General features: G+C 73.2%; 24 protein-coding genes. 15 read left to right on the top strand and 9 right to left on the bottom strand.

Going from position 1 to position 25,521, the window contains the following annotated elements; all coding sequences use genetic code 11:
- The first annotated feature begins 5 nt into the window (after positions 1-5).
- Positions 6-641 (top strand): MBL fold metallo-hydrolase, encoded by a 636-nt coding sequence (locus ACOTKD_RS20135; RefSeq protein ID WP_424890500.1) that lies wholly within the window; start codon positions 6-8, stop codon positions 639-641.
- Between the two features lie 38 nt (positions 642-679).
- Positions 680-1,459 (top strand): exodeoxyribonuclease III, encoded by a 780-nt coding sequence (locus ACOTKD_RS20130; RefSeq protein ID WP_120755697.1) that lies wholly within the window; start codon positions 680-682, stop codon positions 1,457-1,459.
- 48 nt (positions 1,460-1,507) lie between these two features.
- Here ACOTKD_RS20130 and ACOTKD_RS20125 read toward each other — a convergent pair whose 3' ends face one another.
- Positions 1,508-3,385, bottom strand: a complete 1,878-nt coding sequence (locus ACOTKD_RS20125) for an SGNH/GDSL hydrolase family protein (RefSeq protein WP_424890353.1) — start codon at positions 3,383-3,385, stop codon at positions 1,508-1,510.
- 147 nt (positions 3,386-3,532) lie between these two features.
- Between ACOTKD_RS20125 and ACOTKD_RS20120 the strand changes: the two genes are divergently transcribed.
- On the top strand, positions 3,533-3,973 hold the full coding sequence (locus ACOTKD_RS20120; protein WP_424890352.1) for a DUF6278 family protein: 441 nt from the start codon (positions 3,533-3,535) through the stop codon (positions 3,971-3,973).
- 12 nt (positions 3,974-3,985) lie between these two features.
- Here the strand turns inward: ACOTKD_RS20120 and ACOTKD_RS20115 are convergent, their stop codons facing one another.
- Positions 3,986-4,804, bottom strand: a complete 819-nt coding sequence (locus tag ACOTKD_RS20115) for a GntR family transcriptional regulator (RefSeq protein ID WP_424890351.1) — start codon at positions 4,802-4,804, stop codon at positions 3,986-3,988.
- A 222-nt stretch (positions 4,805-5,026) separates the two neighbouring features.
- On the opposite strand from ACOTKD_RS20115, the gene ACOTKD_RS20110 reads away from it, so the two are divergent.
- The 4 genes from ACOTKD_RS20110 to ACOTKD_RS20095 are packed head-to-tail and all read left to right on the top strand — an operon-like array spanning position 5,027 to position 8,342.
- Positions 5,027-5,770, top strand: a complete 744-nt coding sequence (locus ACOTKD_RS20110; protein WP_424890350.1) for an amino acid ABC transporter ATP-binding protein — start codon at positions 5,027-5,029, stop codon at positions 5,768-5,770.
- An 18-nt stretch (positions 5,771-5,788) separates the two neighbouring features.
- Complete coding sequence (locus tag ACOTKD_RS20105) at positions 5,789-6,823, top strand: glutamate ABC transporter substrate-binding protein (RefSeq protein WP_424890349.1); 1,035 nt, start codon at positions 5,789-5,791, stop codon at positions 6,821-6,823.
- Positions 6,824-6,834: 11 nt separating this feature from the next.
- The gene (locus ACOTKD_RS20100) at positions 6,835-7,479 is read left to right on the top strand and encodes an amino acid ABC transporter permease (protein WP_424890348.1); all 645 of its coding nucleotides are present in this window, start codon (positions 6,835-6,837) and stop codon (positions 7,477-7,479) included.
- A complete protein-coding gene (locus ACOTKD_RS20095; RefSeq protein WP_424890347.1) occupies positions 7,476-8,342 on the top strand; it encodes an amino acid ABC transporter permease in 867 nt (288 codons plus the stop codon). The genes ACOTKD_RS20100 and ACOTKD_RS20095 overlap by 4 nt, the downstream gene beginning before the upstream one ends.
- 12 nt (positions 8,343-8,354) lie before the next feature.
- Here ACOTKD_RS20095 and ACOTKD_RS20090 read toward each other — a convergent pair whose 3' ends face one another.
- The 3 genes from ACOTKD_RS20090 to ACOTKD_RS20080 all read right to left on the bottom strand — a co-directional run bounded on the left by ACOTKD_RS20090 (position 8,355) and on the right by ACOTKD_RS20080 (position 10,683).
- Positions 8,355-8,741 carry a cupredoxin domain-containing protein gene (locus ACOTKD_RS20090; RefSeq protein ID WP_424890346.1) on the bottom strand — a complete coding sequence of 129 codons (387 nt, stop codon included), beginning with the start codon at positions 8,739-8,741 and terminating at the stop codon, positions 8,355-8,357.
- Positions 8,742-8,926: 185 nt separating this feature from the next.
- Positions 8,927-10,117, bottom strand: coding sequence for a globin domain-containing protein (locus tag ACOTKD_RS20085; RefSeq protein ID WP_424890345.1), 1,191 nt, complete (start codon positions 10,115-10,117; stop codon positions 8,927-8,929).
- A gap of 125 nt (positions 10,118-10,242) precedes the next feature.
- Positions 10,243-10,683, bottom strand: coding sequence for an RrF2 family transcriptional regulator (locus ACOTKD_RS20080; protein WP_424890344.1), 441 nt, complete (start codon positions 10,681-10,683; stop codon positions 10,243-10,245).
- A gap of 170 nt (positions 10,684-10,853) precedes the next feature.
- Here ACOTKD_RS20080 and ACOTKD_RS20075 point away from each other — a divergent pair, with 170 nt between their 5' ends.
- The 3 genes from ACOTKD_RS20075 to ACOTKD_RS20065 all read left to right on the top strand — a co-directional run bounded on the left by ACOTKD_RS20075 (position 10,854) and on the right by ACOTKD_RS20065 (position 15,196).
- Entirely contained in the window at positions 10,854-11,759 is a 906-nt protein-coding gene (locus tag ACOTKD_RS20075) for an SGNH/GDSL hydrolase family protein (protein WP_424890343.1), read from the top strand.
- 449 nt (positions 11,760-12,208) lie between these two features.
- Positions 12,209-14,047 (top strand): gamma-glutamyltransferase, encoded by a 1,839-nt coding sequence (gene ggt / locus ACOTKD_RS20070; RefSeq protein WP_424890342.1) that lies wholly within the window; start codon positions 12,209-12,211, stop codon positions 14,045-14,047.
- Between the two features lie 78 nt (positions 14,048-14,125).
- Complete coding sequence (locus ACOTKD_RS20065; RefSeq protein WP_424890341.1) at positions 14,126-15,196, top strand: hypothetical protein; 1,071 nt, start codon at positions 14,126-14,128, stop codon at positions 15,194-15,196.
- A 36-nt stretch (positions 15,197-15,232) separates the two neighbouring features.
- Here the strand turns inward: ACOTKD_RS20065 and ACOTKD_RS20060 are convergent, their stop codons facing one another.
- From ACOTKD_RS20060 to ACOTKD_RS20050, 3 genes are read right to left on the bottom strand one after another with little or no spacing between them, the layout of a single operon-like run.
- A complete protein-coding gene (locus tag ACOTKD_RS20060; protein WP_424890340.1) occupies positions 15,233-15,784 on the bottom strand; it encodes an isochorismatase family protein in 552 nt (183 codons plus the stop codon).
- On the bottom strand, positions 15,742-17,082 hold the full coding sequence (locus tag ACOTKD_RS20055) for an MFS transporter (RefSeq protein ID WP_424890339.1): 1,341 nt from the start codon (positions 17,080-17,082) through the stop codon (positions 15,742-15,744). Before ACOTKD_RS20055 ends, ACOTKD_RS20060 begins: the two co-directional genes overlap by 43 nt.
- The gene (locus tag ACOTKD_RS20050) at positions 17,079-17,624 is read right to left on the bottom strand and encodes a MarR family winged helix-turn-helix transcriptional regulator (protein ID WP_424890338.1); all 546 of its coding nucleotides are present in this window, start codon (positions 17,622-17,624) and stop codon (positions 17,079-17,081) included. The genes ACOTKD_RS20055 and ACOTKD_RS20050 overlap by 4 nt, the downstream gene beginning before the upstream one ends.
- Before the next feature lie 192 nt (positions 17,625-17,816).
- Between ACOTKD_RS20050 and ACOTKD_RS20045 the strand changes: the two genes are divergently transcribed.
- Genes ACOTKD_RS20045 through ACOTKD_RS20030 form a run of 4 tightly spaced genes read left to right on the top strand, consistent with a single transcriptional unit; the run spans position 17,817 to position 22,423 of the window.
- Positions 17,817-18,659 carry a nitrilase-related carbon-nitrogen hydrolase gene (locus tag ACOTKD_RS20045; RefSeq protein ID WP_424890499.1) on the top strand — a complete coding sequence of 281 codons (843 nt, stop codon included), beginning with the start codon at positions 17,817-17,819 and terminating at the stop codon, positions 18,657-18,659.
- Positions 18,656-19,996 carry an aspartate aminotransferase family protein gene (locus tag ACOTKD_RS20040; RefSeq protein ID WP_424890337.1) on the top strand — a complete coding sequence of 447 codons (1,341 nt, stop codon included), beginning with the start codon at positions 18,656-18,658 and terminating at the stop codon, positions 19,994-19,996. Before ACOTKD_RS20045 ends, ACOTKD_RS20040 begins: the two co-directional genes overlap by 4 nt.
- The gene (hydA, locus tag ACOTKD_RS20035; RefSeq protein WP_424890336.1) at positions 19,993-21,393 is read left to right on the top strand and encodes a dihydropyrimidinase; all 1,401 of its coding nucleotides are present in this window, start codon (positions 19,993-19,995) and stop codon (positions 21,391-21,393) included. Before ACOTKD_RS20040 ends, hydA begins: the two co-directional genes overlap by 4 nt.
- A gap of 31 nt (positions 21,394-21,424) precedes the next feature.
- A complete protein-coding gene (locus ACOTKD_RS20030) occupies positions 21,425-22,423 on the top strand; it encodes a TIGR03842 family LLM class F420-dependent oxidoreductase (protein WP_424890335.1) in 999 nt (332 codons plus the stop codon).
- Between the two features lie 24 nt (positions 22,424-22,447).
- Here the strand turns inward: ACOTKD_RS20030 and ACOTKD_RS20025 are convergent, their stop codons facing one another.
- The gene (locus ACOTKD_RS20025) at positions 22,448-23,515 is read right to left on the bottom strand and encodes a lipoate--protein ligase family protein (protein ID WP_424890334.1); all 1,068 of its coding nucleotides are present in this window, start codon (positions 23,513-23,515) and stop codon (positions 22,448-22,450) included.
- A gap of 148 nt (positions 23,516-23,663) precedes the next feature.
- On the opposite strand from ACOTKD_RS20025, the gene ACOTKD_RS20020 reads away from it, so the two are divergent.
- Entirely contained in the window at positions 23,664-25,448 is a 1,785-nt protein-coding gene (locus tag ACOTKD_RS20020) for a gamma-glutamyltransferase family protein (protein ID WP_424890498.1), read from the top strand.
- Positions 25,449-25,521: the final 73 nt, after the last annotated feature.

Raw genomic sequence — 25,521 nt, 5'->3', positions numbered from 1 at the left:
CGAACCTGAAGCTGACCAAGAAGAGCCACGCGTGCGTCCTCCTGGAGAAGGACGGCCGCACGCTCGCCATCGACCCGGGCGCCTTCAGCGAGGAGGACGCGGCCGTCGGCGCCGACGCGATCCTCGTGACCCACGAGCACCCGGACCACTTCGCGGAGGACCGCCTGCGGGCGGCGCTCGACGCGAACCCGGCCGCGGAGCTGTGGACGCTGCGCAGCGTCGCCGAGCAGATCGCCCCGGCCTTCCCGGGCCGGGTGCACATCGTGGGGGAGGGGGACGCGTTCACGGCGGCGGGCTTCGACGTGCAGGTGCACGGGCAGCTGCATGCGGTGATCCACCCGGACATCCCGCGGATCACGAACGTGGGCTACCTCGTGGACGGTTCGGTCTTCCACCCGGGTGACGCGCTGACGCTGCCGGGCGTGCCGGTGGACACGCTGATGCTGCCGGTCATGGCGCCCTGGAACAAGATCTCGGAGGTCATCGACTACGTGCGGGAGCTCGCGCCGCGCCTGGCGATCGACGTCCACGACGCGCTGCTCACCGACCTCGCGCGGCCGGTCTACGACCGGATGCTGACGCCGGCCCGGGTCGGCGCGGAGCACACCCGGCTGGCGCCCGGGGAGGCCGTCACCCTCTGAGCGCCGGGATTGTCGGACCCGGCCGTTAGGGTTGCCGCATGCGCATCGCCACCTGGAACGTGAACTCGATCACCGCCCGTCTCCCGAGGCTGCTGGCCTGGCTGGAGAGCAGCGGCACGGACGTGCTCTGCATACAGGAGACGAAGTGTGCCGACGACGCCTTCCCGTACGCGGAGCTGCGCGAGCTGGGCTACGAGGCGGCGGTCAACGCCACCGGCCGGTGGAACGGCGTGGCGGTGATCTCCCGGGTGGGCCTCGAGGACGTGGTGAGCGGCCTGCCGGGCGGGCCGGACTACGACGGCGGGCAGGAGCCCCGCGCGATCTCGGCGACGTGCGGGGGCGTCCGCGTCTGGTCGGTCTACGTGCCCAACGGCCGCGAGGTCGGCCACGACCACTACGCCTACAAGCTCCGCTGGCTGGAGGCCCTGCGGGACGCCGTCGCGGCGGACGCGGAGGGCGAGCGCCCGTTCGCGGTCCTCGGCGACTACAACATCGCGCCGACCGACGACGACGTCTACGACCCGGCCGTCTTCGAGGGCGCCACGCACGTCACCCCGGCCGAGCGGGCGGCCCTCGGCGCCCTGCGCGACCTCGGCCTGTCCGACGTCGTGCCGCGCCCGCTGAAGTACGACCACCCGTACACGTACTGGGACTACCGCCAGCTGTGCTTCCCCAAGAACCGGGGCATGCGCATCGACCTCGTCTACGGCAACACCCCGTTCGTGAAGGCGAAGCAGGACGCGTACGTGGACCGCGAGGAGCGCAAGGGCAAGGGCGCCTCGGACCACGCCCCGGTCGTCGTCGACCTGGAGGTGTGAGCCGGGGCGCCCCGGAAGGAGAGCGCCCCGGAGTGCCGGGCGGCGCGGTCAGACCAGCTCGCGCAGGTCGATCGCGTCGCTGAAGGCCTTCATCCCCGCGTCGTTGGGGTGCAGGTGGTCGCCGTCGTCGTACGCCGGCAGCATGCGGTCGGGCTGCTGCGGGTCCCGGATCGCCGCGTCGAAGTCGAACACGGCGTCGTAGGCGCGGCCCGTGCTGCCGCCCATCCGGATCTGCCGGTTGATGGCGGTGCGCCGGGCCTCGGCGTCCGCCGTGCAGTCGTAGAAGCCGCCGCATGGCGCGATCGTCGCGGCGACGACCCGCATCCCGCGCTCGTGGGCGCGCGCCGCGATGTCCTCCAGGCCGGCGATGACCTGCGCGGCCGACGTCCCGGACCGGATGTCGTTGACGCCCTCGAAGACGATGACCGTACGGGCCGAGGTCTGTGCCAGCACGTCCCGCTCCAGGCGGTGCTGCGCGCTGACGCCGCTCATGATGGTGCTGGTCCCGTCGCCCGGATAGCGGTCGGTCACCACGCGGTTGCCGGAGATGCCGTGGTTGAGGATCCCGAACCGCGGCAGGGAGTGCTGCGCCTGCAGCCGCCGCGCCAGCAGGTCGGGCCAGCGGCCGTTGGCGCCGGGCGTGGACCGCTCGCCGTCGGTGATCGAGTCGCCCAGCGTGACCACGGACCCGGGCCCGCCCTCCACGTCCACGCCCGTCAGCAGCGGCCAGGTGGAGAGCGTGCCGGTGTACGCGCCCGCGCCGCGCTCGCCCGTCCGGTCGCCGCCGCCGTCGCCGGTCAGGTAGGAGACCTGGCTGGTGTAGCTGTGCACGGGCACCGCGGACACCTTGCCGGGCAGGTGGATGCTCACGAGCAGATTGGTGCCCGCGGGCACCCGGAAGCCCAGCGGGTCGCTGAAGGCCTGCGCGCCGGCGGGGATCACCGTGCCCGGCTGCCCGCCGAACGCCAGGGCCCGGGGTGCGCCGGCCGCGGCCGCGCCCTTGGCCTGCAGGGCGATCGTGGCGTGGCCGATGCGCACCGGGCGGGGCGCGAAGGTGTTCTCCAGCCGGATCCGCGTCGCGGGCCCGCCCGTGCTGCTGTGCACGACCAGCCGCAGCGTGCGGTCCGTCCACGGCCCGACGGCCGCGTAGCCGGAGACGGGCGCGGCCCAGGTGCCGGTCCAGCCGCGGGAGCCGCCGCGCAGCGCGAGGGAGAACACGTGCAGGTCGCTGTCCGGCCCGGGGTCCTGCGGCAGCACCACCGAGTCGACTTCGCGGCCGGGCGCGACCGGCACGGAGACCGCGTACAGCCGGGTGGTCCCGGAGCGCCGCCCGCCGGGCGTGTTGAGGTGGGGCAGGCCGACGGCCTTCGTCGTCAGGGGGCCGCGGCGCCAGTCCGGTGCCGTCAGCCGGTACGTGCTGCGCGAGCCGTCGCGGTAGCGGACCGTGCCCGTACCCGTGGCGTCGCCGCCGGGCGCGCCCTTCGCCGTCGCGGCGACGAGGAAGGCGAGGGCTTCGCCGCGGCCGCCGAGCCGGACGGCCTGCCCCGCGGCGCGGACGTTGTCGGGCCGGCCGGCGGCCGGCCGGGGCCAGTGCAGCCGGGCGCCGTCGAAGGCGAGTTCGCGGCCGGGCGTCCAGCCGGCGGCCGCGAGGTCCTGGGCGGAGAGGGAGTTGCCCGCCCCGTCGAAGTCGGCCGCGCCGGGGCGGGCGTCGTCGCTGACCGCCCTGCTGTCGAAGAGCCGCTCCAAGGGGAGCGGCTCTCTGCCGGGCAGCGCGCCGGATTGCCCGCCGGCGGCGAGCGCCGGGGTGTTTGCGGCCGCGCCGGCCCACGGGGCGCCGGCGTGCCCCCCCGCGGCGGCCCGGGCCGCCGCCCGCGCCGCCGTCCACCGTCTGTGCCGTCCACCGCCCGGCTTCTCTGTTCGGAGCATGCGTCTCATGCCTCCCTCGGTTCCCCGCTCGGTACGTGGCTGCATGAAGCTAAGGAGACGTATGGGCAACGTCAAGGAGGCCATCCGGTCACGCCGGGCGCCGCGCGCCTGTGGTGGGGCCATCCGTGCGAGTGCGATCCTGTTGGTATGAACATTCCCTTCTTGGACAGTTGGCGAAAGCGACACGGCCCGGGGAACGGGGCGGCGCCGTCGAGCGCGGTCGACCGGGACCCGGAGGGGCTCGCGGAGCTGCTGTCCGAGTGCGAACTGCTGCGCGCGCACGCACAGTCCGCGGGAGTGGTGCTCGACGACTCGCCCGCCTCCCTGGAGGCCCTGGACCAGCTGCAGCCGCGCTGGCGCGACGACCCGGAACTGGTGCCCTGGCTCGGCAACGACGCGGGCCTCTACCTGGGCACGGTCGTCATCCGTACGGTCCGGGACGCGGGGTGGTGGATCCGCTCCGACGGCCAGCCGGTGGTGCGGCTCGCCAACGGCCGCGAGGTCGACGTGGTCGAGGCGGGGCAGGCGTGGGCGGCCGACGGCGCGCCGGAGCTCTCGCAGCTGTACGCGGAGCTCGCCGAGAGCTGACGCCCGGGCCGCTCAGCTGGTGAACGCGATGTCGTACTCCACTCTCCAGCGGTCCGCGCGGACGACGATGTCGGAGGTCTCCACGGCGCGGCCGTCGCCGTCGAAGTGGGTGCGCTCGATGACCGTGACGCAGCTGCCCGCGGCGCAGCCCAGCGCCTCGGCCTCCGGTGTGCTGGCGGGCCGGGAGCCGACCAGCTCCCGGGCCCGCACGACGCGGATCCCGATGGCCGCGAGCCGCCCGCGCACCCCGCGCCGGGCGTAGGGCCCGCGCTCGGGCAGGACGACGTCGGTGCCCTCGGTGATGGCGAGCGGCTCCCAGCTCGTGGCGAGCTGCACGGGGTGGCGGTTGGCCAGGTATTCGTACTGCGTGCAGAGCACGCGCGTGCCCGCGCCGATGTGCAGCCGCTGGGCGATCCGCTCGGGGGCGGCGGTTTCGGTGGACGAGGCTTCCCACGTAAGAGTGGTGTTGCGGCCCGTGCCGCCGTCGGGCGGGGGCTGCCGGCCGGACTGCTCGCCCTGGCGCGGGCGGGGCGGCGGCCCGTACCCCCGGATCTGGGCGGCGAAGGGGGTGTCGACGGCCCCGGTGGACCGGAGCAGGCTGCCGAGCGGCGCCCGGTCGGTGACGAAGACGCCGCGGCCGAACTGGCCCTCCGCGTAGCCGGCGGCCTTCAGCACGCGCACCGCCCGGTCCACGGTCTGGTCGCTCGCCGCGTAGGTGCGCTTGAGCTCGGAGCGGGAGGGGATGCGCTCGCCCACGGCGAGCCCGCCCTCGTCGATCCGCCGGCGCAGATCGTCCGCGATGCGCTGGTAGACGGGCCTGCTGTCGCCCACCCCCGGCTCCTTTCCCCCGAGGTCTTCCCCCGAGTTCCCCCGGTCCGTCCCCCTCAGGCTAGGTACCCAGGCCCGGTCTGTGTACCTAGGGCAAATGGCGGGCAATGTGCCACGAATGCCCATATGAATGCGTGTCATGGCTGAAGTCCCCTATGGAGGGGAATAGTTTGCCCGGATGGCGAGCGTGGACCGGAAGAGCGCGGAGAGTGGGCGGGACTGGGTATGGCCGTCGATCCCCTGATCGAAATGCGTGATGTCAACAAGCATTACGGCGAGCTGCACGTCCTGAAGGACATCAACCTCACCGTCGGCCGCGGCGAGGTGGTCGTCGTCATCGGCCCCTCCGGCTCCGGGAAGTCCACCCTGTGCCGCGCCATCAACCGTCTGGAGCCCGTCGAGTCCGGCACGATCCTCCTCGACGGGCACCCGCTGCCCGACGAGGGGCGCGAGCTCGCCAAGCTGCGGGCCGAGGTCGGGATGGTCTTCCAGTCCTTCAACCTCTTCGCCCACAAGACCGTCCTCGCCAACGTCTCCCTGGCGCCGCTCAAGGTCCGCAAGCGGTCCAGGGAGGAGGCGGACCGGCGCTCGCGCGAGCTGCTGGAGCGCGTCGGCCTGCTCGCGCACGCGGACAAGTACCCGGCCCAGCTCTCCGGCGGCCAGCAGCAGCGCGTGGCCATCGCCCGCGCCCTCGCGATGGAGCCCAAGGCCCTCCTCTTCGACGAGCCGACCTCCGCGCTCGACCCGGAGATGATCAACGAGGTGCTGGAGGTCATGCAGCAGCTCGCGCGGGACGGCATGACGATGGTCGTCGTCACCCACGAGATGGGCTTCGCCCGCTCCGCCGCGAACCGCGTCGTCTTCATGGCCGACGGCCGCATCGTCGAGGACCGTGCCCCCGAGGAGTTCTTCACCGCGCCGCGGAGCGAGCGCGCCAAGGACTTCCTCTCCAAGATCCTCAAGCATTGAGCGGGGAGTGCTGCGCACATGAACCGGCATGGGAACCGGCACCTGAACGGGCGCGGGGAGCCGGACCGGCCCGGTGTCCGGCAGGGCCGCGCCGCCGCCCGCGCGGCGGACCGCGGGACGCGGCGTCCGCGGGCCCGTGCCGGGGGGCGTCGCGCCGTCGGCCCGGCCTGCCTGGCCCTCGCCGCCCTCGCCGCGCTGGCGGCCTGCGGCAAGTCCGGCAGCCCGCCCGTCAAGGGCCCCAAGCCCGAGGCCCTGCCCGTCTACCAGGTCGACAAGGGCTTCCAGCTGGCCGACTCGCCCACCTGGCGGGCCGCCAAGGCCCGCGGCCACCTCGTCGTCGGCGCCAAGGAGGACCAGCCCTACATGGGCGAGAAGGACCCCGCCACCGGCGTCTACTCCGGCTACGACATCGAGATCGCCCGCATGATGTCCGCCTCCCTCGGCTTCGACCCCAAGACCATCCGCTTCCGCACGATCGCCTCCGCGAACCGCGAAACCGCCCTCCAGAACGGCCAGATCGACTACTACGTCGGCACGTACACCATCAACGCCCTGCGCAAGAAGCAGGTCGGCTTCGCCGGGCCCTACTTCATCGCCGGGCAGTCCCTGCTCGTCCGCACCGACGAGAAGGACATCAACGGCCCCCAGGACCTGGCCGGCAAACGGGTCTGCTCGGCCGCCGGCTCCACCCCGCTGCAGCGCATCGAGCGCGAGTACCCCAAGGCGATCCCGGTCGCCTACGACACCTACTCGGTCTGCGTGGACAACCTCCTCAGCCTCCAGGTCGACGCCGTGACCACCGACGACACCATCCTCATGGGCTTCGCCGCCAAGGCCCCCGACGAGCTGAAGATCGCCGGCAAGCCCTTCTCGAAGGAGCCCTACGGCATCGGCGTCCCCCGCGGCGACAACGCCCTCCGTTTCGCCCTGGACGACGCCGTCGAGGCGCACGAGAAGAACGGCGACTGGAAGAAGGCGTACGACGCGACGCTCGGCCTCTCCGGCGTGCCGGCCCCGAAGCCGCCCGCCGTCGACCGCTACCCGGCGAGCTGAGGAGCCCCGCGATGAACGTGCTCACCGACAACCTCTCCCTCTACGGCAAGGGACTGCTCGGCACGGTCGAACTCACCGTCTACGCCTCGCTGCTCGCCCTCGCCCTGGGCTTCCTCATGGCCTCCTTCCGCGTCGCCCCGGTCGGCTCCCTGCGGGTCTTCGGCACGGTGTGGGTGACGGTGCTGCGCAACACCCCGCTCACGCTGCTGTTCTTCGCGGTGCTGCTGGGCCTGCCGCGGTTCGGCATCGTGCTGCCCTTCCAGCTGTTCGCCGTCCTCGCCCTGGGCTGCTACACCTCGGCCTTCATCTGCGAGGCGGTGCGCTCGGGCATCAACACCGTGCCGGCGGGACAGGGCGAGGCGGCCCGCAGCCTGGGCATGACCTTCGGGCAGACCCTGAGCCTGGTCGTGCTGCCGCAGGCCTTCCGCTCCGTCATCCCGCCGGTCGGCTCCACCCTGATCGCCCTCGCCAAGAACTCCGCGATCGCCGGGTCCTTCAGCGTGACCGAGCTCCTCGGCACGTACAAGCCGCTCAACGAGCTCGGCTACAGCATCGTCTGGACCTTCGTCTGGATCGCCGTCGGCTATCTGATCGTGACCCTGTCCATCAGCGCGATCTTCAACGTGCTGGAGAAGCGCTGGGGAGTGCCCCGATGACCGACACCGCGCTCTACGACATCCCGGGGCCCCGGGCCCGGCGGCGCCACCTGGTCTACGGCCTCGCCGCCACCGTCGTGATCCTGGGGATCGTCGCCTGGGTGCTCTACCTGCTCTTCGACACCAACCAGTTCACCGCCGAGAAGTGGCGGCCGTTCGTCTACGAGGGCATCCAGGAGATGCTGCTGCGCGGCCTCGGCAACACGCTCAAGGCCTTCGCCTACGCCGCCGTGCTCTCCCTCGCCCTCGGCGGGCTGCTCGCCGCGGGCCGGCTCTCCGACCACCGGATCCTGCGCTGGACCGCCACGCTCTTCGTGGAGTTCTTCCGGGCGATGCCGGTCCTGGTCATGATCTTCTTCGTCTTCGTCGCCCTCAAGGTGCAGCCGCTGCCGGCCCTCGTCACCGGGCTCACCCTCTACAACGGCTCGGTGCTCGCGGAGGTCTTCCGCAGCGGGGTGAACTCCGTCGACCGCGGCCAGCGGGAGGCGGCGTACGCGCTCGGGATGCGCAAGACGCAGGTGATGGGCCACGTGCTGGTCCCGCAGGCGCTCCGCGCCATGCTGCCGACGATCATCAGCCAGCTCGTGGTGGCGCTCAAGGACACCTCGCTCGGCTTCCTGATCACCTACGAGGAGTTCCTGCACGCCGGCAAGCTGATCGCCAGCAACCTGGACTACGGGCTGCCGTTCATCCCCGTCGTCATGATCATCTCCCCGATCTACATCGGCATGTGCATGCTCCTCTCGTGGCTGGCGACCTGGGTCGCGAAGCGGCAGCGGCGCAGCCTCAAGACCGAGGCGGTGGAGGTCGCCCCGGCGGAGCCCGGCACCCTGCTGCCGGGTGCCGGGCAGATCCATCCCTGACGGCCGCGGCGGCTACTCGACGATGACCTTGCCCGTCAGGGTCGAGTGGAGGTCGCAGTGGTAGGAGAACGTCCCCGGGGCCGTGAAGGCCTGGGTGAAGTCGCCGCCAGGGGGGATGAGGCCCGAGTCCCAGCCCGGCTCGTCGGACGTCGTGGTGTGTTCGTCGTTGTCCTTGTTGACCCAGCGGACGGAGTCGCCGACGTGGATGGTGACCGACGCCGGGACGAACTCGTAGCCCTCGATCACCACGGTGGCCTCGGTCTCGGTCCCGGTCGTGGTCGTGGTCCTGTCCGCCCCGGTGGCGGGCGCCGCCGGTCCGGCCAGGAGCGCGCCCAGCGCGAGTGCTGCCGGCAGGGCGATGAGCGGGCGGGAGAGTGTGCGGGCGGGTGAACGTCGCATGGGAGCCCTCCTCGGACGTGAGTGCGGGGAAGCTGCCCTCTTGAGGGTGCGACAACCGCCCGTCACTCGAACGTGCGAACGATTCGGGATGCCGGTGCGCGGTGAGGCACCGGTGTGTGACATGGTCGCCGCGCAAGCCGTCCTGCGCCAATCGGCGCAACCCGTCCCGCCTGTCCCGTCCCGTGTCAGCCCTCCTGCCCCAGCCACAGGTCCGGGCCGAAGACCTCGTAGTGGATGTCGGCCGCGGCGACCCCCGCGTCCAGGAGCTGCGTGCGGACCGAGCGGAGGAACGGCAGCGGGCCGCAGAGGTAGGCCGTGGTGCCCGCGGGGATGTCGATGCGGGAGAGGTCGGCGTAGCCGGTGCGGTCGGCGGGCCAGGCGCCCTCCGGCTCCTCGTACCAGATGTGCGCGACCGCGTCCGGCAGCTTCTCCGTGAGCCGCAGCAGGTCGGTGCGGAAGGCGTGGGTGGCCTCGCTGCGGTCGGCGTGGACGGAGATGACGCGGCGCCGCGAGCCGGTCGCGGCCAGGTGGGAGAGCATCCCGGTCATGGGGGTGCAGCCGATGCCGGCCGAGGCCAGCAGGACGGGCGCGTCGCCGCCGGCGAGGACGACGTCGCCGGCCGGCGCGCTGACCAGCAGGGTGTCGCCGACGGCCACGCGGTCGTGCAGGTGGTGGGAGACCTCGCCGTCCGGTTCGCCGGTCACGCGCTTGACGGAGAACTGCAGGGCGTCGTCGGGCCGGCCGGAGAGGCTGTACTGGCGGATCTGCCGCGCCCCGTCGGGGAGCCGCACCTGCACGGAGACGTACTGGCCGGGCCGGGAGGCGGGCAGGGGGCGGCCGTCCAGCGGCTGGACGAGGTAGGTGGTCACCTCCGCGGTCTCCGCGAGGCGGCCGGTGACGCGGTACGGCCGGAAGACGTCCCCGGCGGCGGTGCCGGCCTGCTCGTACAGGCGGGCCTCCAGGGCGATGAGGGCGTTGGCCATCAGCCAGTAGACCTCGTCCCAGGCCGCCGCGACCTCCTCGGTGACGGTGTCGCCGAGCACCTCCGCGATGGCCTCGAAGAGGTGCCGGCGGACCACCGGGTACTGGTCGGGGCCGATGCCCAGCGACACGTGCTTGTGGGCGATGCGCGAGAGCATCGCGTCGGGCCGGGTCCCGGGGTGCTCGACCAGGGCCGTCGCGAAGGCGGCTATCGCGCCGGCGAGGGCCTGCTGCTGGGTGCCGCTGGCCTGGTTGCCGCGGTTGAACAGGTCGCGCAGGAGCCCGGGGTGGGCGGCGAAGAGCTTGTCGTAGAAGAGCGGGGCGATCTCGCCGATCGCGCCGCCGACGGCGGGGAGGGTGGCGCGGACGATCTCGGTCGACCTGGTGGACAGCATCGGCGCTCCTGGATCTCTTGGGCGGATCTCTCGACCCTTGAATTGGTATCTCGGATGCGTATTTTTGGGTGTGCGGAAGCCTCCGAAGGGCTCCGGGACTTCGGGGCTTCGGTGTTGCGGGGGTGTCAGTCCCGCGTGCGGGTGCCCAGACTCAGCAGCACCGGGCCCGTCGGCGGTCCGGTCAGCTCCTCCACGGTGATCGGGTCCAGCGCGGCGAAGAACGCCTCCTGCGCGTTGCGCAGGGCGCCGCGCAGCCGGCACGCCGCGCGCAGCGGGCACGGTGGATCGTCCTCGCAGCCGACGACGTCGCCCGCGCCCTCCAGCTCGCGCACCAGCCGGCCGACGGATCCCGTCCGCCCGGCGGTGGTGAGGGTGAGCCCGCCGCCGCGGCCCCGGCGGGCCTCGACGACGCCCATGTGCTGCAGTCTGCTGACCACCTTTGCGGCATGGGTGTACGGCACGCCGATGGCCTCGGCCACCTCGCGGGTGGTGGGGCTGTCGTCGCCGGTCACGGCCAGGCGCATGGCGATGCGCAGCGCGATGTCGGTGCTCTTGGTCAGTCGCACATCTGCACTCTACCTAATTGGATTCTTGTAATCCAATTAAGCCCTCGGTCATTAGTTGACAGACGGTCACCACGCGGCGAGTCTGACGTCCGCGCCGGCGGATCCGCGGTCCACCGGACCGCTCACCGCACGGCGCACCCGGAACGACAGCACACAGCACGGAGGCATCAGTGGCACACGCGCATGGACGTGGTGGGCGGTACGGCAAGGGACTGGCCGCGCTCGGCGCGGCGGCGGCCCTGGCGGCGGGGGCGGCCGGCACCGCGACGGCGGAGGGCGCGGAGGGAGCCGCCGCGACCCCCTCCGGCGGCGCGCGCTACGTCGCCCTCGGCGACTCGTACACCTCCGGCCCGGGCATCCCCGAGCAGACCGGCGGCGACTGCGCCCGCTCCAGCGTCAACTACCCGGCCCTGACGGCCAAGGCCCTGAACCAGACCTCCTTCAAGGACGTCAGCTGCAGCGGCGCCAAGACCGACGACATGTGGAAGGCGCAGGGCGACAACCCCGCGCAGCTCACCGCGCTCGGCGCCGGCACCCGCCTCGTCACCCTCGGTATCGGCGGCAACGACATCGGCTTCGGCGACATCATCGGCACCTGCGCCCAGCTGTCCGTCACCGACCCGGCCGGCGCGCCCTGCCGCGCGAAGTACACCGAGGGCGGCACCGACCAGCTCACCGCCCGCATCGCCGGCGCCGCGCCCAAGGTCGCCGAGGTGCTCAAGGACGTGCACAAGCGCGCGCCGAAGGCCCGCGTCGTCCTCGTCGGCTACCCGGCGATCATGCCGGAGGACGGCACCGGGTGCTTCCCGTCCGTGCCGATCGCCGCGGGCGACGTCCCCTACCTGCGGGACACTGAGAAGAAGCTCAACACGATGCTGCAGGGCGAGGCCCGCAAGGCCGGCGTCCGCTTCGCCGACACCTACAAGCCGACCGTCGGCCACGACGTGTGCAAGCCGGTGGCGGACCGCTGGATCGAAGGCGCCCAGCCGGAGAATCCGGCGGCGCCGTTCCACCCCAACGCGAAGGGCGAGGCGGCGATGGCCACGGCCGTGACGACGGCAGCCGGCCGCCGGTAGGAACGGGGCCGGCGCCGCTTCCCTCCGCCGCAGCGGCGGCGCGCCACGATGGTGGTGTCCGGCGGTGCCGTACGGCCCGAGGCCGGTTCGGCGCCGCCGGGTTGTGTTCGGTGGGGGCTGATCGCCGTTGCGGCGGGGGTGGTTCGGCGGCGGTGCCGTACCGGGAGTTCGGCGTGCGGTTTCTGCTTCGGCCGGGGCCGGCCGTCACTCTCCGCCGCAGCGGCGGCGCGCCACGATGGTGGTGTTCGGCGGTGCCGTACGGCCTGAGGCGGGTCCGGCACCGCCGGTTGCGTCCGGTGGGGGCTGATCGCCGTTGCGGCGGAGGGAACGCGGCGTGCGGTCCGCTCCGGTACGGGCCGGTGCTCGTGCCTCCGGTTGCGTCCCGTGGGGTTGCGCGCCGTCTCGGCGGGGGTAGGCTCCGGGGCCCGTTCGTCCCCTTGGAGGCAGTGATGGCCCGTCCGAGAACGAAACCCCCGCGCCGGCGCCTGCCGGTGCTCGCCGCGACGGCCTCCCTGGTCGTAGGGCTCGGCGCCCTTCCGCCGGCCGCGGCCGCCGCCGAGGCCGGCGGCCGCACGCCCGCCAAGTCCCCCGTAGCCGTGGGCTACGGGGGCGCCGTCGCCAGCGTCGACGCCGACGCCTCGGCCGCCGGCATCGAAGTGCTCCGCAAGGGCGGCAACGCCGTCGACGCCGCCGTGGCCACCGCCGCCGCCCTCGGCGTCACCGAGCCGTACTCCGCGGGCATCGGCGGAGGCGGCTACTTCGTGTACTACGACGCGAAGCGGCACCAGGTCTCCACCGTCGACGGCCGCGAACGCGCCCCCCTGAGCGCGGACAAGAACCTCTTCCTGGAGAACGGCAAGCCCATCCCCTTCGCCGACGCCGTCACCAGCGGCCTGAGCGTCGGCACTCCGGGCACCCCGGCCACCTGGGACACCGCCCTGCGCACGTGGGGCAGCCGCTCGCTCGCCCAGGTGCTGAAGCCCGCCGAGCGCATCGCCCGTTCCGGCTTCACCGTCGACGCCACGTTCCGTCAGCAGACCGCCGACAACCAGTCCCGTTTCAAGGACTTCCCGGCCACGGCGAAGCTGTTCCTGCCCGGCGGCGCCCCGCCCGCCGTCGGCAGCACGCTCAAGAACCCGGACCTCGCCCGGACCTACGCCCTGCTCGGCGAGCGCGGCGTGGGGGCCCTCTACCGCGGCGACCTCGGCCGCGACATCGTCCGGACCGTGCGCAAGCCCCCCGTCGACCCCGCGTCCGGGCGCGTCGCGCGCCCCGGCGACCTCACCGAGCGGGACCTGCGCGCGTACGGGGCGAAGCGCCAGGCGCCGACGCGTACGTCGTACCGCGGACTCGACGTCTACGGCATGGGGCCCTCGTCCTCCGGCGGCACCACGGTCGCCGAGGCCCTCAACGTCCTGGAGAGGGGCGACCTTTCGAAGGCCGACGAGAAGACGTACCTGCACCGTTACATCGAGGCGAGCCGGATCGCCTTCGCCGACCGCAACCGCTGGGTCGGCGACCCGGCCTTCGAGGACGTGCCGGCCCGGGCCCTCACCTCCCAGCGGTTCGCCGACGCCCGCGCCTGCCTCGTCAAGGACGACGCCGTGCTGAAGAGCCCGCTCGCGCCCGGCGACCCGCGCCGCCCGGTGCCCTGCGGAGCGCACGGCAAGGCCGCGCCCACCCCGTACGAGGGCGAGCACACCAGCCATCTGACGGTCGCCGACAAGTGGGGCAACGTCGTCGCGTACACGCTCACCATCGAGCAGACCGGCGGCAGCGGCATCACCGTCCCCGGCCGCGGCTTCCTGCTCAACAACGAGCTGACGGACTTCTCCTTCGTCCCCGTCACGCCGGGCGTCCACGACCCCAACCTGCCGGGTCCGGGCAAGCGCCCGCGCTCGTCGATGTCGCCCACGGTCGTCCTCGACCACGGGCGGCCCGCGTTCGCCCTCGGTTCGCCCGGCGGCGCGACGATCATCACCACGGCGCTGCAGACCCTCCTCAACCACGTCGACCGCGGGATGCCCCTCGTCGACGCGATCGCCGCGCCGCGCGCGAGCCAGCGCAACGCGGCGGCCACCGAGCTGGAACCGGCCCTGTGGGACAGCCCGTTGCGCGGCCGGCTGGAGCACATCGGCCACGTCTTCAAGCCCAACCCCGAGATCGGCGCGGCGACCGGCGTGCAACGGCTGCCGGACGGCCGCTGGGTGGCCGCCGCCGAGCGGAACCGGCGCGGCGGCGGCTCGGCGATGGTGGTGCGCCCGAGCGGGCACGCTCCCACCCGCTGAGGGCGTGCGCCTCACCCACACGGGTGTATCGGTCCGGGCCGCCGGTTGGGCCGCCGGGGCCCGGGCCACGACTGACATATGGCTGCGGGGGAGCGCACGGGACGGTCCGGCCCGGGGAGGGCCCTGCCGGCCGTCCTGGCCCTCCTGACGGTGCTGGCGGGCGCGGTGTGGTGGCTGCTGACGGCACCGGCGGCCCGTGCGGCCCAGGCCGCCGGCGCGCCCACGTGCACGCTGGGCGCCTACCTCAGCGACCTGTACGACATCGAGCCCGCGAAGCACACCTTCGCCGCGCGGTTCCGTCTGTGGTCCGTGTGCCCGGAGCGCGACCTGGACCCGCTGCCCAAGGCCTCGTTCAGCAACGTCAGCGACCCGGAGCGGGGAGACCCGGTGGTGACCGTCCATCCGGGCGGCTTCCGGGACGTCATGCTCCTCCAGGGAACGTTCCGGCAGAACTGGGACGCGCGGGCCTTCCCCTTCGACCGGCAGCGGATCGAGGTGGTGGTCAGCGCCGGCCGGCCGCTGGAGGAGTTCCGCTTCGTGCCCGACAACGCCAACTCCGCCGTCAGCGAAGGCGTCGCCCCGTCCGGCTGGCGCATCACCGGCTTCCGGCTCGTCGCCGCGGAGCACCGCTTCCCCACGAACTTCGGCGACCCCTCCCTCCCGCCGGGAGCGGGCGTCACGCACAGCCAGGTGCGCATCCGGATCGGCCTGGAGCGCGACGACCCCACCGCCTTCCTGAAGCTGACCGGGCCGCTGTACCTCATGGTGCTCGTCGCCACCGCCACGTTCCTGCTGCCCTCGCACAGCGAGGAACTCGCCATGGGCGAGCGGCTGGACTCCCTGCAGAGCCGTCTGGGGCTGCTGGGCGGCGGGCTCTTCGTCGTCATGCTGAACATGCAGCAGGTCAGTGCGGTGGTGACCAGCAGCGTGGGGCTCACGCTCCTCGACTGGCTCCATCTGCTCACCCTGGCCTACGTGTTGCTGGCGGTGATGGGCACGGTGGCCTCCTGGCGCTGGACGGTGCGGGGCGGCGACCCGGTGCGGGCGGAGCACTACCACCACCGGGGCGCCCTCTACGGGCTCCTGGGGTACTCCCTGGCCGCCGCCGCGGTCGTGGGGTGGTTCGCGGCGGCGGACTGGGTGTGGTGAGGTCCCGGCGGCGGGGAGTGAAGGGCTGCCGGCCCGTCAGCCCAGCAGCTTGATGACCTCGTCCGTCGTGCCGGTCTCCGCGAGGCGCGGGAAGACCTTCTCGACGGCGATGCGGTGCACCTCCGGGTCGGTGTCGGTGACCGCGTCGGTCACGACCGTGACGTGGTAGCCGTGCTCGTGGGCGGCGCGGGCGGTGGACTCCACGCCCGCGCCGGTCGCGATGCCCGCGAGGACGATCTGGGTGACGCCGCGGCGGCGCAGCTGGAGGTCGAGGTCGGTGGCGTGGAAGGCGCCCCAGGTGTGCTTGGTGACGACGATGTCGCTCTCCGCGCGGCCGAGTCCGGGCACCAGTTCGGCGAAGTCGGCCGGGAGCTCCCCGCTGCGCAGGGGCGCCTCGGAGCGGCCGGGCGCGGCGCCGGCGACCCGGACGAGGACGACCGGCAGGCCGCGGTCGCGGAAGGCGGCGGCCAGGCGGGCGCCGCGTTCGACGATCTCTTCGGAGGGGTGGGCGGTGGGGAGGGCGACGATGCCCTTCTGGAGGTCGATCAGGACGAGGGCGGTGGTGTCGTCGAGCGTGGTGACGGGCATGGCTGTGGGCTCCGTTTCGGGGGTCGGTTGCGGGTGGGTGCGCGCAGGGCGCGGTCGGTGGCGGTGAGGGCGAGCAGCAGCAGGCTCAGCACGCCGGTGACGGCGGCGAGCCGGTGGAGTCCGGCGTCGCCCGCCCGCTGTCCGAAGCAGAGGGCGAGCAGGCCGGTGGCGGCCATCGCGCTCGCGTACTGGGCGGTGCGCTGCAGCCCGGCCGCGGACCCGACGCGGTCGGGCCGGGCCTGGGCGTAGACGGCGGCCTGGTTGCCGGTGGAGAACAGGCCCTGGGGGATGCCGAAGAGCGCGGCGGCGACGAGCAGTGCGGCGAGCGGGGTGCCGCCGGTGGCGGCGACCAGGACGCCGCTGCCCGCGGCGAGCAGCGCGGCGGCCGTGGTGAGCGGGGCGCGGAGGCCCTTCGTACGGGCGCCGAGCAGCGAGCAGGCCGCGGCCGCGAGGGACATCGGCAGCATGACCAGGCCGGTTTGGAAGGAGGTGTAGCCGTGGGCCTCCTCCAGCCATTGGGAGTATCCGTAGAGGGCGGAGTAGATGGACAGGTAGGCGAGCCCGTGGCGGAGGTAGGTGCGCAGGAGGGCGGGCCGGGACGGTGCGGGTCCGCCGGGGTCCTGCGCCTGCCGTACGGGGCGGGTCCCGTCGCCGGCCGGGCGCTGCGGGCCGTGCCGGTCGTGCTTGTCGTGCTTGTCGTGCGGGAGCCACGGCAGGGCGGCTGCGAGCGCGAGGAGGGCCAGGGGGACGTTGACCGCGAAGATGCCCCGCCAGCCGGTGGTCGCGGTGAGGAGCCCGCCCAGGGTGGGGCCGAGGGCCGCGCTGCCGAGGGCGGCGAGCGAGAGGCGGCCCATCACGGGGCGGGGTGCGGGACGGCCGGTGCGCAGGGACTCGGCCCGGAGCATCGCCATCGCGGCCGGGTACGCGGCCGACGTGCCGAGGCCCAGCAGGACGCGGGCGGCCATCAGCCATCCGAAGCCGGGTGCGAGCGTGCCGAGCAGGCCGGCGGCACAGACGAGGAGGAGGCCCGCGAGGAAGACGCGGCGGGGGCCGAGGGAGTCGGCGAGGCGGCCCATGAGGGGCTGGCCGACGGCGCTGGCGAGGTAGAGGGAGGACAGCAGCCAGGCGGTGCCGGAGGGCCCGGCGCCGAAGTCGCGGCCGATCGCCACCAGGCCGGTGGCGATCATGGTGCTGTTGAGGGGGTTGAGGACGGCGCCGAGGAGCAGCGGCGTCATCAGGCGGGCGCCGAACCCCTCGCCGGTCGCGGTGCCGGTGCCCCCGGCGGTTAAGGCTTTCATTCCTCCACCAGGCGCTGGAGCAGACGGGTGGCGTCGGCGAGGGCCCGCTGCTCCTGCGGGGAGAGCCGGTGGGCGATGGCATCGGCGAGCCAGGCGTTCTTGGAGTGGCGTACGGAGGCGACGGCCTCCTCGCCGTACTCCGTGAGGGAGAACAGCACCTGGCGCCCGTCCGTGGGGTGCGGGGTGCGGGTGACCAGCTCCAGCTCCTCCAGCTTGGCGACGATGACGCGCATGGACTGCGGGCGGACGAGCTCCGCGCGGGCCAGCTCCGCGGTGGTGGCGGGCCCGCCGTTGGCGAGGCGGCCGAGGACGGTGCGCTGGGAGGGGGTGAGCGCGCCCTGGGGCGATGCCACGCGCAGGCGGCGCATGAGCTGCGAGACCGTCGCGGCCAGGTCGGCGGCGGTGCGTTCGTGATCCTTGCGTTCCCGGCCGCCGCGTTCCTCATCCCTGCGCTCGGGATCTCTGAGCTCAGGATCTCTGTGCTCGGGATCCCTGTGCTCCGAATCCTTGCCGGACGGCTGGGCGGTTTCGTTGTCGGGCATGCCTCCACCGTAAATATGAACAGGCAAACTTGCAAGTTTTGCTGTTCTATTCTGGGCGGGCCGGGTTATCCACAGGACGATCGACGGTCTTGCCGCGCGGCGTGCCGCGCCCTACGGTCGCAACCACACGTGGATCTACGCGTGTCAGCCAGGCCGATCAGCCTGGCCGGCGCCCCCGTGAAGGAGCAGCTCATGGCCAATGTCGTCCGCGCCGCTCTGGTCCAGGCCACCTGGACCGGCGACACCGAATCCATGCTCGCCAAGCACGAGGAGCACGCCCGCGCGGCCGCCGCCCGGGGCGCGCAGGTGATCGGTTTCCAAGAGGTCTTCAACGCCCCCTACTTCTGCCAGGTCCAGGAGAGCGAGCACTACCGCTGGGCCGAGCCCGTCCCCGACGGGCCCACGGTCCGCCGCATGCAGGACCTGGCCCGCGAGACGGGCATGGTGATCGTCGTGCCCGTCTTCGAGACCGAGGGCCCCGGTTTCTACTACAACACCGCGGCCGTCATCGACGCCGACGGCAGCTACCTCGGCAAGTACCGCAAGCACCACATCCCCCAGGTCAAGGGCTTCTGGGAGAAGTACTACTTCGCGCCGGGCAACCTCGGCTGGCCCGTCTTCGACACGGCCGTCGGCAAGGTCGGCGTCTACATCTGCTACGACCGCCACTTCCCGGAGGGCTGGCGCCAGCTCGGTCTCAACGGCGCCCAGCTCGTCTACAACCCCTCCGCCACCTCCCGCGGTCTCTCGGCCCACCTGTGGAAGCTGGAGCAGCCCGCCGCCGCCGTCGCCAACGCCTACTTCGTCGCGGCCATCAACCGCGTCGGCCAGGAGGAGTACGGCGACAACGACTTCTACGGCACGTCCTACTTCGTCGACCCCCGCGGCCAGTTCGTCGGCGACGTGGCCAGCGACACCAAGGAGGAACTGGTCGTCCGCGACCTGGACCTCGGCCTCATCGACGAGGTGCGGCAGCAGTGGGCCTTCTACCGCGACCGCCGGCCCGACGCGTACGAGGGGCTGGTCCGCCCATGACCCCCGCGAGCGGCCCCGGCGGCTCCCCGGCCGCCCGCCTGCACGCCCGGCACCGCGCCGTGATGCCCGAGTGGCTCGCCCTCTACTACCGCGAGCCGCTGGAGCTCACCCACGGCGAGGGCCGCCACGTGTGGGACGCCCAAGGACGGCGCTACCTCGACTTCTTCGGCGGCATCCTCACCACGATGACCGCGCACGCCCTGCCCGAGGTCACCAAGGCCGTCGCCGACCAGGCCGGCCGCATCCTGCACACCTCCACCCTCTACCTCGACCGGCACATGGTCGAGCTCGCCGAGCGCATCGCCGCCCTCTCCGGCATCCCCGACGCCCGCGTCTTCTTCACCACCTCCGGCACCGAGGCCAACGACACCGCCCTCCTGCTCGCCACCTCGTACCGCCGCTCCAACCAGATCCTGGCGATGCGCAACGGCTACCACGGCCGCTCCTTCTCCGCCGTGGGCATCACCGGCAACTCCTCCTGGTCGCCCACCAGCCTCTCCCCGCTCCAGACGCTCTACGTCCACGGCGGGATCCGCGGCTCCGGCCCCTACGCCCACCTCTCCGACCCCGGCTTCATCTCCGCCTGCGTCGCCGACCTGAGGGACATGCTCGGCCAGACCCACGGCCGGGTGGCGGCACTGATCGCCGAACCCGTCCAGGGCGTCGGCGGGTTCACCGCCCCGCCCGACGGCCTCTACGCCGCCTTCCGCGAAGTCCTCGCCGAGCACGGCATCCTCTGGATCACCGACGAGGTGCAGACCGGCTGGGGCCGCACCGGCGACCACTTCTGGGGCTGGCAGGCGCACGCCGAGCACGGCCCGCCGGACCTCCTCACCTTCGCCAAGGGCATCGGCAACGGCATGGCGATCGGCGGTGTCGTCGCCCGCGCCGACGTCATGAACTGCCTCGACGCCAACTCCATCTCCACCTTCGGCGGCAGCCCCGTCACCATGGCCGCCGGCCTGGCCAACCTCACCCACCTCCTCGAACACGACCTCCAGGGCAACGCCCGCCGGGTCGGCGGCCTGCTCATCGAGCGGCTCCGCGCCATCACCGCCGGCTTCCCCGTCGTCCGCGAGGTGCGCGGCCGCGGCCTGATGACCGGCATCGAGCTCGTCGAGCACGACGGATCGCCCTCACCCGAAGCCGCCTCCCTCGCCCTCGAACTGGCCAGGGAGGAAGGCCTGCTGATCGGCAAGGGCGGCCGCGAGGCCAACGTCCTGCGCATCGCCCCGCCGCTCTCCCTCACCGTCGCCGAAGCCGAGGAGGGCGCCGCCGCCCTCGAAACCGTGCTGCGCCAGGTGCAGTTCACCATCGCCGGAAAGGAACGGCCATGACCACCACGGCCATCCGCGGCGGCCTCGTCATCACCGCCGCCGAGGAGACCCACGCCGACGTCCTCGTCGAGGACGGCAAGGTCGCGGCGCTCGCCGCGCCCGGCAGCGCCTTCGCCCGGAGCTGGCAGGCCGACCGCACCCTGGACGCCACCGGGAAGTACGTCATCCCCGGCGGCGTCGACGCCCACACGCACCTCGACCTCCCCTTCGGCGGCACCGCCTCCTCCGACGACTTCGAGACCGGCACCCGCGCCGCCGCCTGGGGCGGCACCACCACCATCGTCGACTTCGCCGTCCAGAGCCGCGGCCAGGCCCTGCGCGAGGGGCTCGACCGCTGGCACGCCAAGGCGGACGGCAAGTGCGCGATCGACTACGCCTTCCACATGATCCTCTCGGATGTGAACGAGGCGTCGCTGAAGGAGATGGACCTGCTGGTGGGGGAGGGCGTGACCTCCTTCAAGCTCTTCATGGCCTACCCCGGCGTCTTCTACAGCGACGACGGGCAGATCCTGCGCGCCATGCAGCGCGCCGCCGGCAACGGCGGCCTGATCATGATGCACGCCGAGAACGGCATCGCCATCGACGTCCTCGTCGAACAGGCCCTCGCCGCCGGCCGCACCGACCCCCGTCACCACGGCGAGGTCCGCAAGGTCCTGCTGGAGGCCGAGGCCACCCACCGGGCGATCCAGCTCGCCCGCGTCGCCGGCAGCCCGCTGTACGTCGTGCACGTCTCCGCCGAGGAAGCCGTCACCGAGCTCGCCCAGGCCCGCGACAAGGGCCTGCCCGTCTTCGGCGAGACCTGCCCGCAGTACCTCTTCCTGTCCACCGACAACCTCGCCGAGCCGGACTTCGAGGGCGCCAAGTACGTCTGCTCCACCCCGCTGCGCCCCCGCGAGCACCAGGCGGCCCTCTGGCGCGGCCTGCGCACCGACGACCTCCAGGTCGTCTCCACCGACCACTGCCCCTTCTGCTTCTCCGGCCAGAAGGAGCTCGGCCGCGGCGACTTCTCCAAGATCCCCAACGGCCTGCCCGGCATCGAGAACCGGATGGACCTCCTCCATCAGGCCGTGGTCGACGGTCACCTCACCCGCCGCCGCTGGATCGAGCTCGCCTGCGCCGCCCCCGCCCGGATGTTCGGCCTCGCCCCGCACAAGGGCACCATCGTCCCCGGCGGTGACGCCGACCTCGTCATCTACGACCCGCACGCCGAGCAGACCCTCTCCGCCGCCACCCACCACATGAACGTCGACTACTCCGCCTACGAGGGCAAGCGCGTCACCGGCCGGGTCGAGACCGTCCTCTCCCGCGGCGAAATCGTCATCGAGCAGCGCGAGTTCACCGGACGCGCCGGCCACGGCCGCTACGTCCCCCGCACCACCTGCCAGTACCTGACGTAAGACGTTGTCGCAAGACGTAAGGAGCACCGCCGTGGACTTCGGCCTCGTCCTGCAGACCGACCCGCCCGCCACCGCCGTCGTCGACCTGATGCGCCGCGCCGAGCGCGCCGGCTTTCGCTACGGCTGGACGTTCGACTCCGCCGTGCTGTGGCAGGAGCCGTTCGTCATCTACAGCCGCATCCTGGAGCACACCGAGCGGCTCGTCGTGGGGCCGATGGTCACCAACCCCTCCACCCGCACCCCCGAGGTCACGGCCTCCACCTTCGCCACCCTCAACGACATGTACGGCAACCGCACGGTGTGCGGCATCGGCCGCGGCGACTCCGCGATGCGCGTGGCCGGTCGCAAGCCCAACACCCTAGCGTCGCTGAAGGAGTCCATCCGCGTCATCCGCGACCTCGCCGAGGGCCGCGAGGCCGACGTCGGCGGCACGCCCCTGCGCATCCCCTGGATCCGCGACGGCAAGCTTCCCGTCTGGATGGCCGCCTACGGCCCCAAGGCCCTGGCCCTCGCCGGTCAGGAGGCCGACGGCTTCATCCTCCAGCTCGCCGACCCGTTCCTCACCGAATGGATGATCAAACACGTGCGGGAGGCGGCCGCCGAAGCCGGCCGCGACCCGGCCGCGGTCAGCATCTGCGTCGCCGCCCCCGCCTACGTCGGCGACGACCTCGCCCACGCCCGCGAGCAGTGCCGCTGGTTCGGTGGCATGGTCGGCAACCACGTCGCCGACCTGGTCGAGCGCTACGGCGAGCACTCCGGCCTCGTCCCCGAGGCCCTCACCGCCTACATCAAGCAGCGCCACGGCTACGACTACAGCCACCACGGCCGCGCCGGAAACCCCTCCACCGACTTCGTCCCCGACGAAATCGTCGACCGCTTCTGCCTCCTGGGCCCCGCCGAGGCCCACCGCGAACGCCTGGAACACCTCCGGTCCCTCGGCGTGGACCAGTTCGCGCTCTACGCCATGCACGACGCGAAGGAGGCGACGATCGACGCGTACGGCGAGCACCTGATCCCCGCGCTGAGCTGACCGATCCGAGCCGGGCCGCCGGCCCTACGGCACCCGGGCCGTCCACTCCTCGGAGGAGAACTTCACCGCCGCCAGTTCCTCCGCCCGCGCCATCTCCCCGGGGGTGATCGTGCCTTCCGTCAGGCCGTACCGGCCCCGGAAGGTGTCGATCATCTTGTCGATGACGTCGGCGCGCGGCAGGCCCGTCTGACGGCGAAGGGGGTCCACGCGCTTCTTGGCGCTCTTCGTGCCCTTGTCCGACAGCTTTTCCCTGCCGATGCGCAGCACGTCCAGCATCTTGTCCGCGTCGATGTCGTACGCCATCGTCACGTGGTGCAGGACCGCGCCCCCGCCGGAGACCACGCGCTTCTGTGCGGCCCCGGCGATCTTGCCCGCCTCCGTGGCGATGTCGTTGAGCGGCTGGTACCAGGCCTTGACGCCCATGCCCTCCAGCGCGCCCAGGACCCAGTCGTCCAGATAGGCGTAGCTGTCGGCGAAGGAGAGGCCCTGGACCAGGCCGTCCGGGACGCACAGGGAGTAGGTGATGGTGTTGCCCGGCTCGATGAACATGGCGCCGCCGCCGCTGATGCGGCGGACCACCGTCATGCCGTGGCGCTCGGCGCCCTCCGGGTCCACCTCGTTGCGCAGGGACTGGAAGCTGCCGATGACCACGGCCGGGGAGGCCCACTCCCACACGCGCAGCGTCGGCGGTCTCCGGCCGGCCGCCACCTCGGCCGTCAGGACCTCGTCCAGCGCCATGTGCAGCGCGGGGGACTGAGGACCGTCGTGGATCAGCTGCCAGTCGTAGTGGTGCCAGTCCGTGGCGTTCGCCAGGGCGCGGCGGACCGCGATGCCCACGGCCTCGGAGGTGAAGCCGAACATCACCGTGCCCTCGGGCAGCGCGGCGTCGATGCGCGCCGCGAGCTGCGGGGCGGTCAGGTCGGCGGGTGCGCCCTCCAGGGCGCGGTTGATGTCGAGGAGCGCCTCGTCGGGTTCGAGGAAGAAGTCCCCGGCCACGCGTACGCCGCGCAGCACCTCTCCCTGCGCGGCGGACTCGACGTCCAGGTCGACGACGACGAGTTTGCCGCCCGGCACCTTGTATTCACCGTGCACGGCGCCTCCTCCAGCTTCTCTTCCCAGGCCGGCCCTGCCGTCCGGCGACGGATCAACCGTAACGCCGTCCCTTGGGTCGCCGTGCCGCCCCCGGGACGCACCCACGAGCCCTTGCGCACCTGCGGTCCGGTCTGACGTCATGGACGCCATGTTCACCACCCGGCCCACCCTGCAGGGCACCTTCGGCATGGTGTCGTCCACCCACTGGCTCGCGTCGCAGTCCGCGATGGCCGTCCTGGAGAGCGGCGGCAACGCCTTCGACGCGGCGGTCGCCGCGGGCTTCGTCCTGCACGTCGTCGAGCCGCACATGAACGGTCCGGCCGGAGAGGTGCCGGCGGTGTTCGCGCCGGCCGGCGGTCCGGTGCGGGTCCTCGCCGGGCAGGGGCCGGCGCCGCGCGGCGCGACCATCGAGCACTACACCTCGCTCGGCCTCGACCTCGTCCCCGGCACCGGCCCCCTGGCGGCCGCCGTCCCCGGCGCGTTCGACGCCTGGATGCTGCTCCTGCGCGACCACGGCACCAAGCCGCTCGCCGACGTCCTGTCGTACGCCATCGGCTACGCCGAGCACGGCCACGCCCCCGTCGAGGCCATCGGCCGGACCGTCGCCACCGTCCGGCGGATCTTCGAGACCGAGTGGACGTCCTCGGCCGAGGTCTACCTGCCCGGCGGCCGCCCGCCGGCCCCCGGCACGCTCCTGCGCAACCCCGCGCTCGCCGCCACCTGGCGCCGTCTGATCGCCGAGGCCGAGGCCGCCGGCGGCAGCCGGGAACAGCGCATCGACGCGGCCCGCCGCGTGTGGCGCGAGGGCTTCGTCGCCGAGGCCCTCGTCGCCGCCGCGGCCCGCCCCACCCTCGACACCTCCGGCGAACGCCACACCGCGCCCCTCACCGGCGACGACCTCGCCGGCTTCCGCGCCGGGTACGAGGAGCCGGCCCGCCACGACTGGAACGGCTGGACCGTCTGCAAGCCCGGCCCCTGGTCGCAGGGGCCGGTCCTGCTCCAGCAGCTCGCCCTGCTCGACGGCCCGCCGGAGTACGGCACCCCCGAGTACGTCCACACCCTCATCGAGGGCAGCAAGCTCGCCATGGCCGACCGCGAGGCCTGGTACGGCGACGCCGCCGACGTCCCCCTGAAGGACCTGCTCTCCGAGGGCTACAACTCCGCCCGCCGCGCCCTGATCGGCGACCTCGCCTCGTACGAGCTGCGCCCCGGCAGCCCCGGGGGCCGCGGCCCGCGGCTGGCCCGGCACGCCGTCGCCGCCGCGGCGCGCACCGCTCCGGCGCCGGCGGCGGGCGCGGGCGAGCCGACCGTCACCGTCAGCGGCGCGACCCGCGGCGACACCTGCCACCTCGACGTCGTCGACCGCTGGGGCAACATGATCTCGGCGACGCCCAGCGGCGGCTGGCTGCAGTCCAACCCCGTCGTCCCCGGGCTCGGCTTCCCCCTCGGCACCCGGCTGCAGATGGCCTGGCTCGAACCCGGGCTCCCCAACTCCCTGACCCCCGGACGCCGGCCGCGCACCACCCTGACCCCGTCGCTGGCCCTGCGCGACGGCGAGCCCGTCCTCGCCTTCGGCACGCCCGGCGGCGACCAGCAGGACCAGTGGCAGCTGCACTTCTTCCTCGCCGTCGCCCTGCGCCCGCCCGTGCGCGGCGGCCTCGACCTGCAGGGCGCGATCGACGCCCCCAACTGGCACCACGAGTCCTTCCCCGGCTCCTTCCACCCGCGCGCCATGGCGCCCGGCTCGGTCGTCGTCGAACGGCGCCTCGGCGAGCGCGCGATCGGGGAGCTGCGGCGGCGGGGCCACCGGGTGACGGTGGGGGAGGCGTGGTCGGAGGGGCGGCTGTGTGCGGTGGCCCGGGACCCGCGGACGGGCGTGCTGTCGGCGGCCGCCAACCCGCGCGGCATGCAGGGGTACGCGGTGGGCCGCTGACCGGACGCCGGGGGCGGTGGGGCCCGTGAGGCCGTGGCGGCCTGCCTTGCGGCCCGCGTTCACCGGGGGGACG

The sequence above is a fragment of the Streptomyces sp. XH2 genome (genome assembly GCF_049725035.1).
In the GTDB taxonomy this organism is placed as follows: domain Bacteria; phylum Actinomycetota; class Actinomycetes; order Streptomycetales; family Streptomycetaceae; genus Streptomyces; species Streptomyces roseoverticillatus.
The sequence above is the reverse complement of the archived record's forward strand: the minus strand, read 5'-3'. Positions and strand labels throughout refer to the sequence as shown.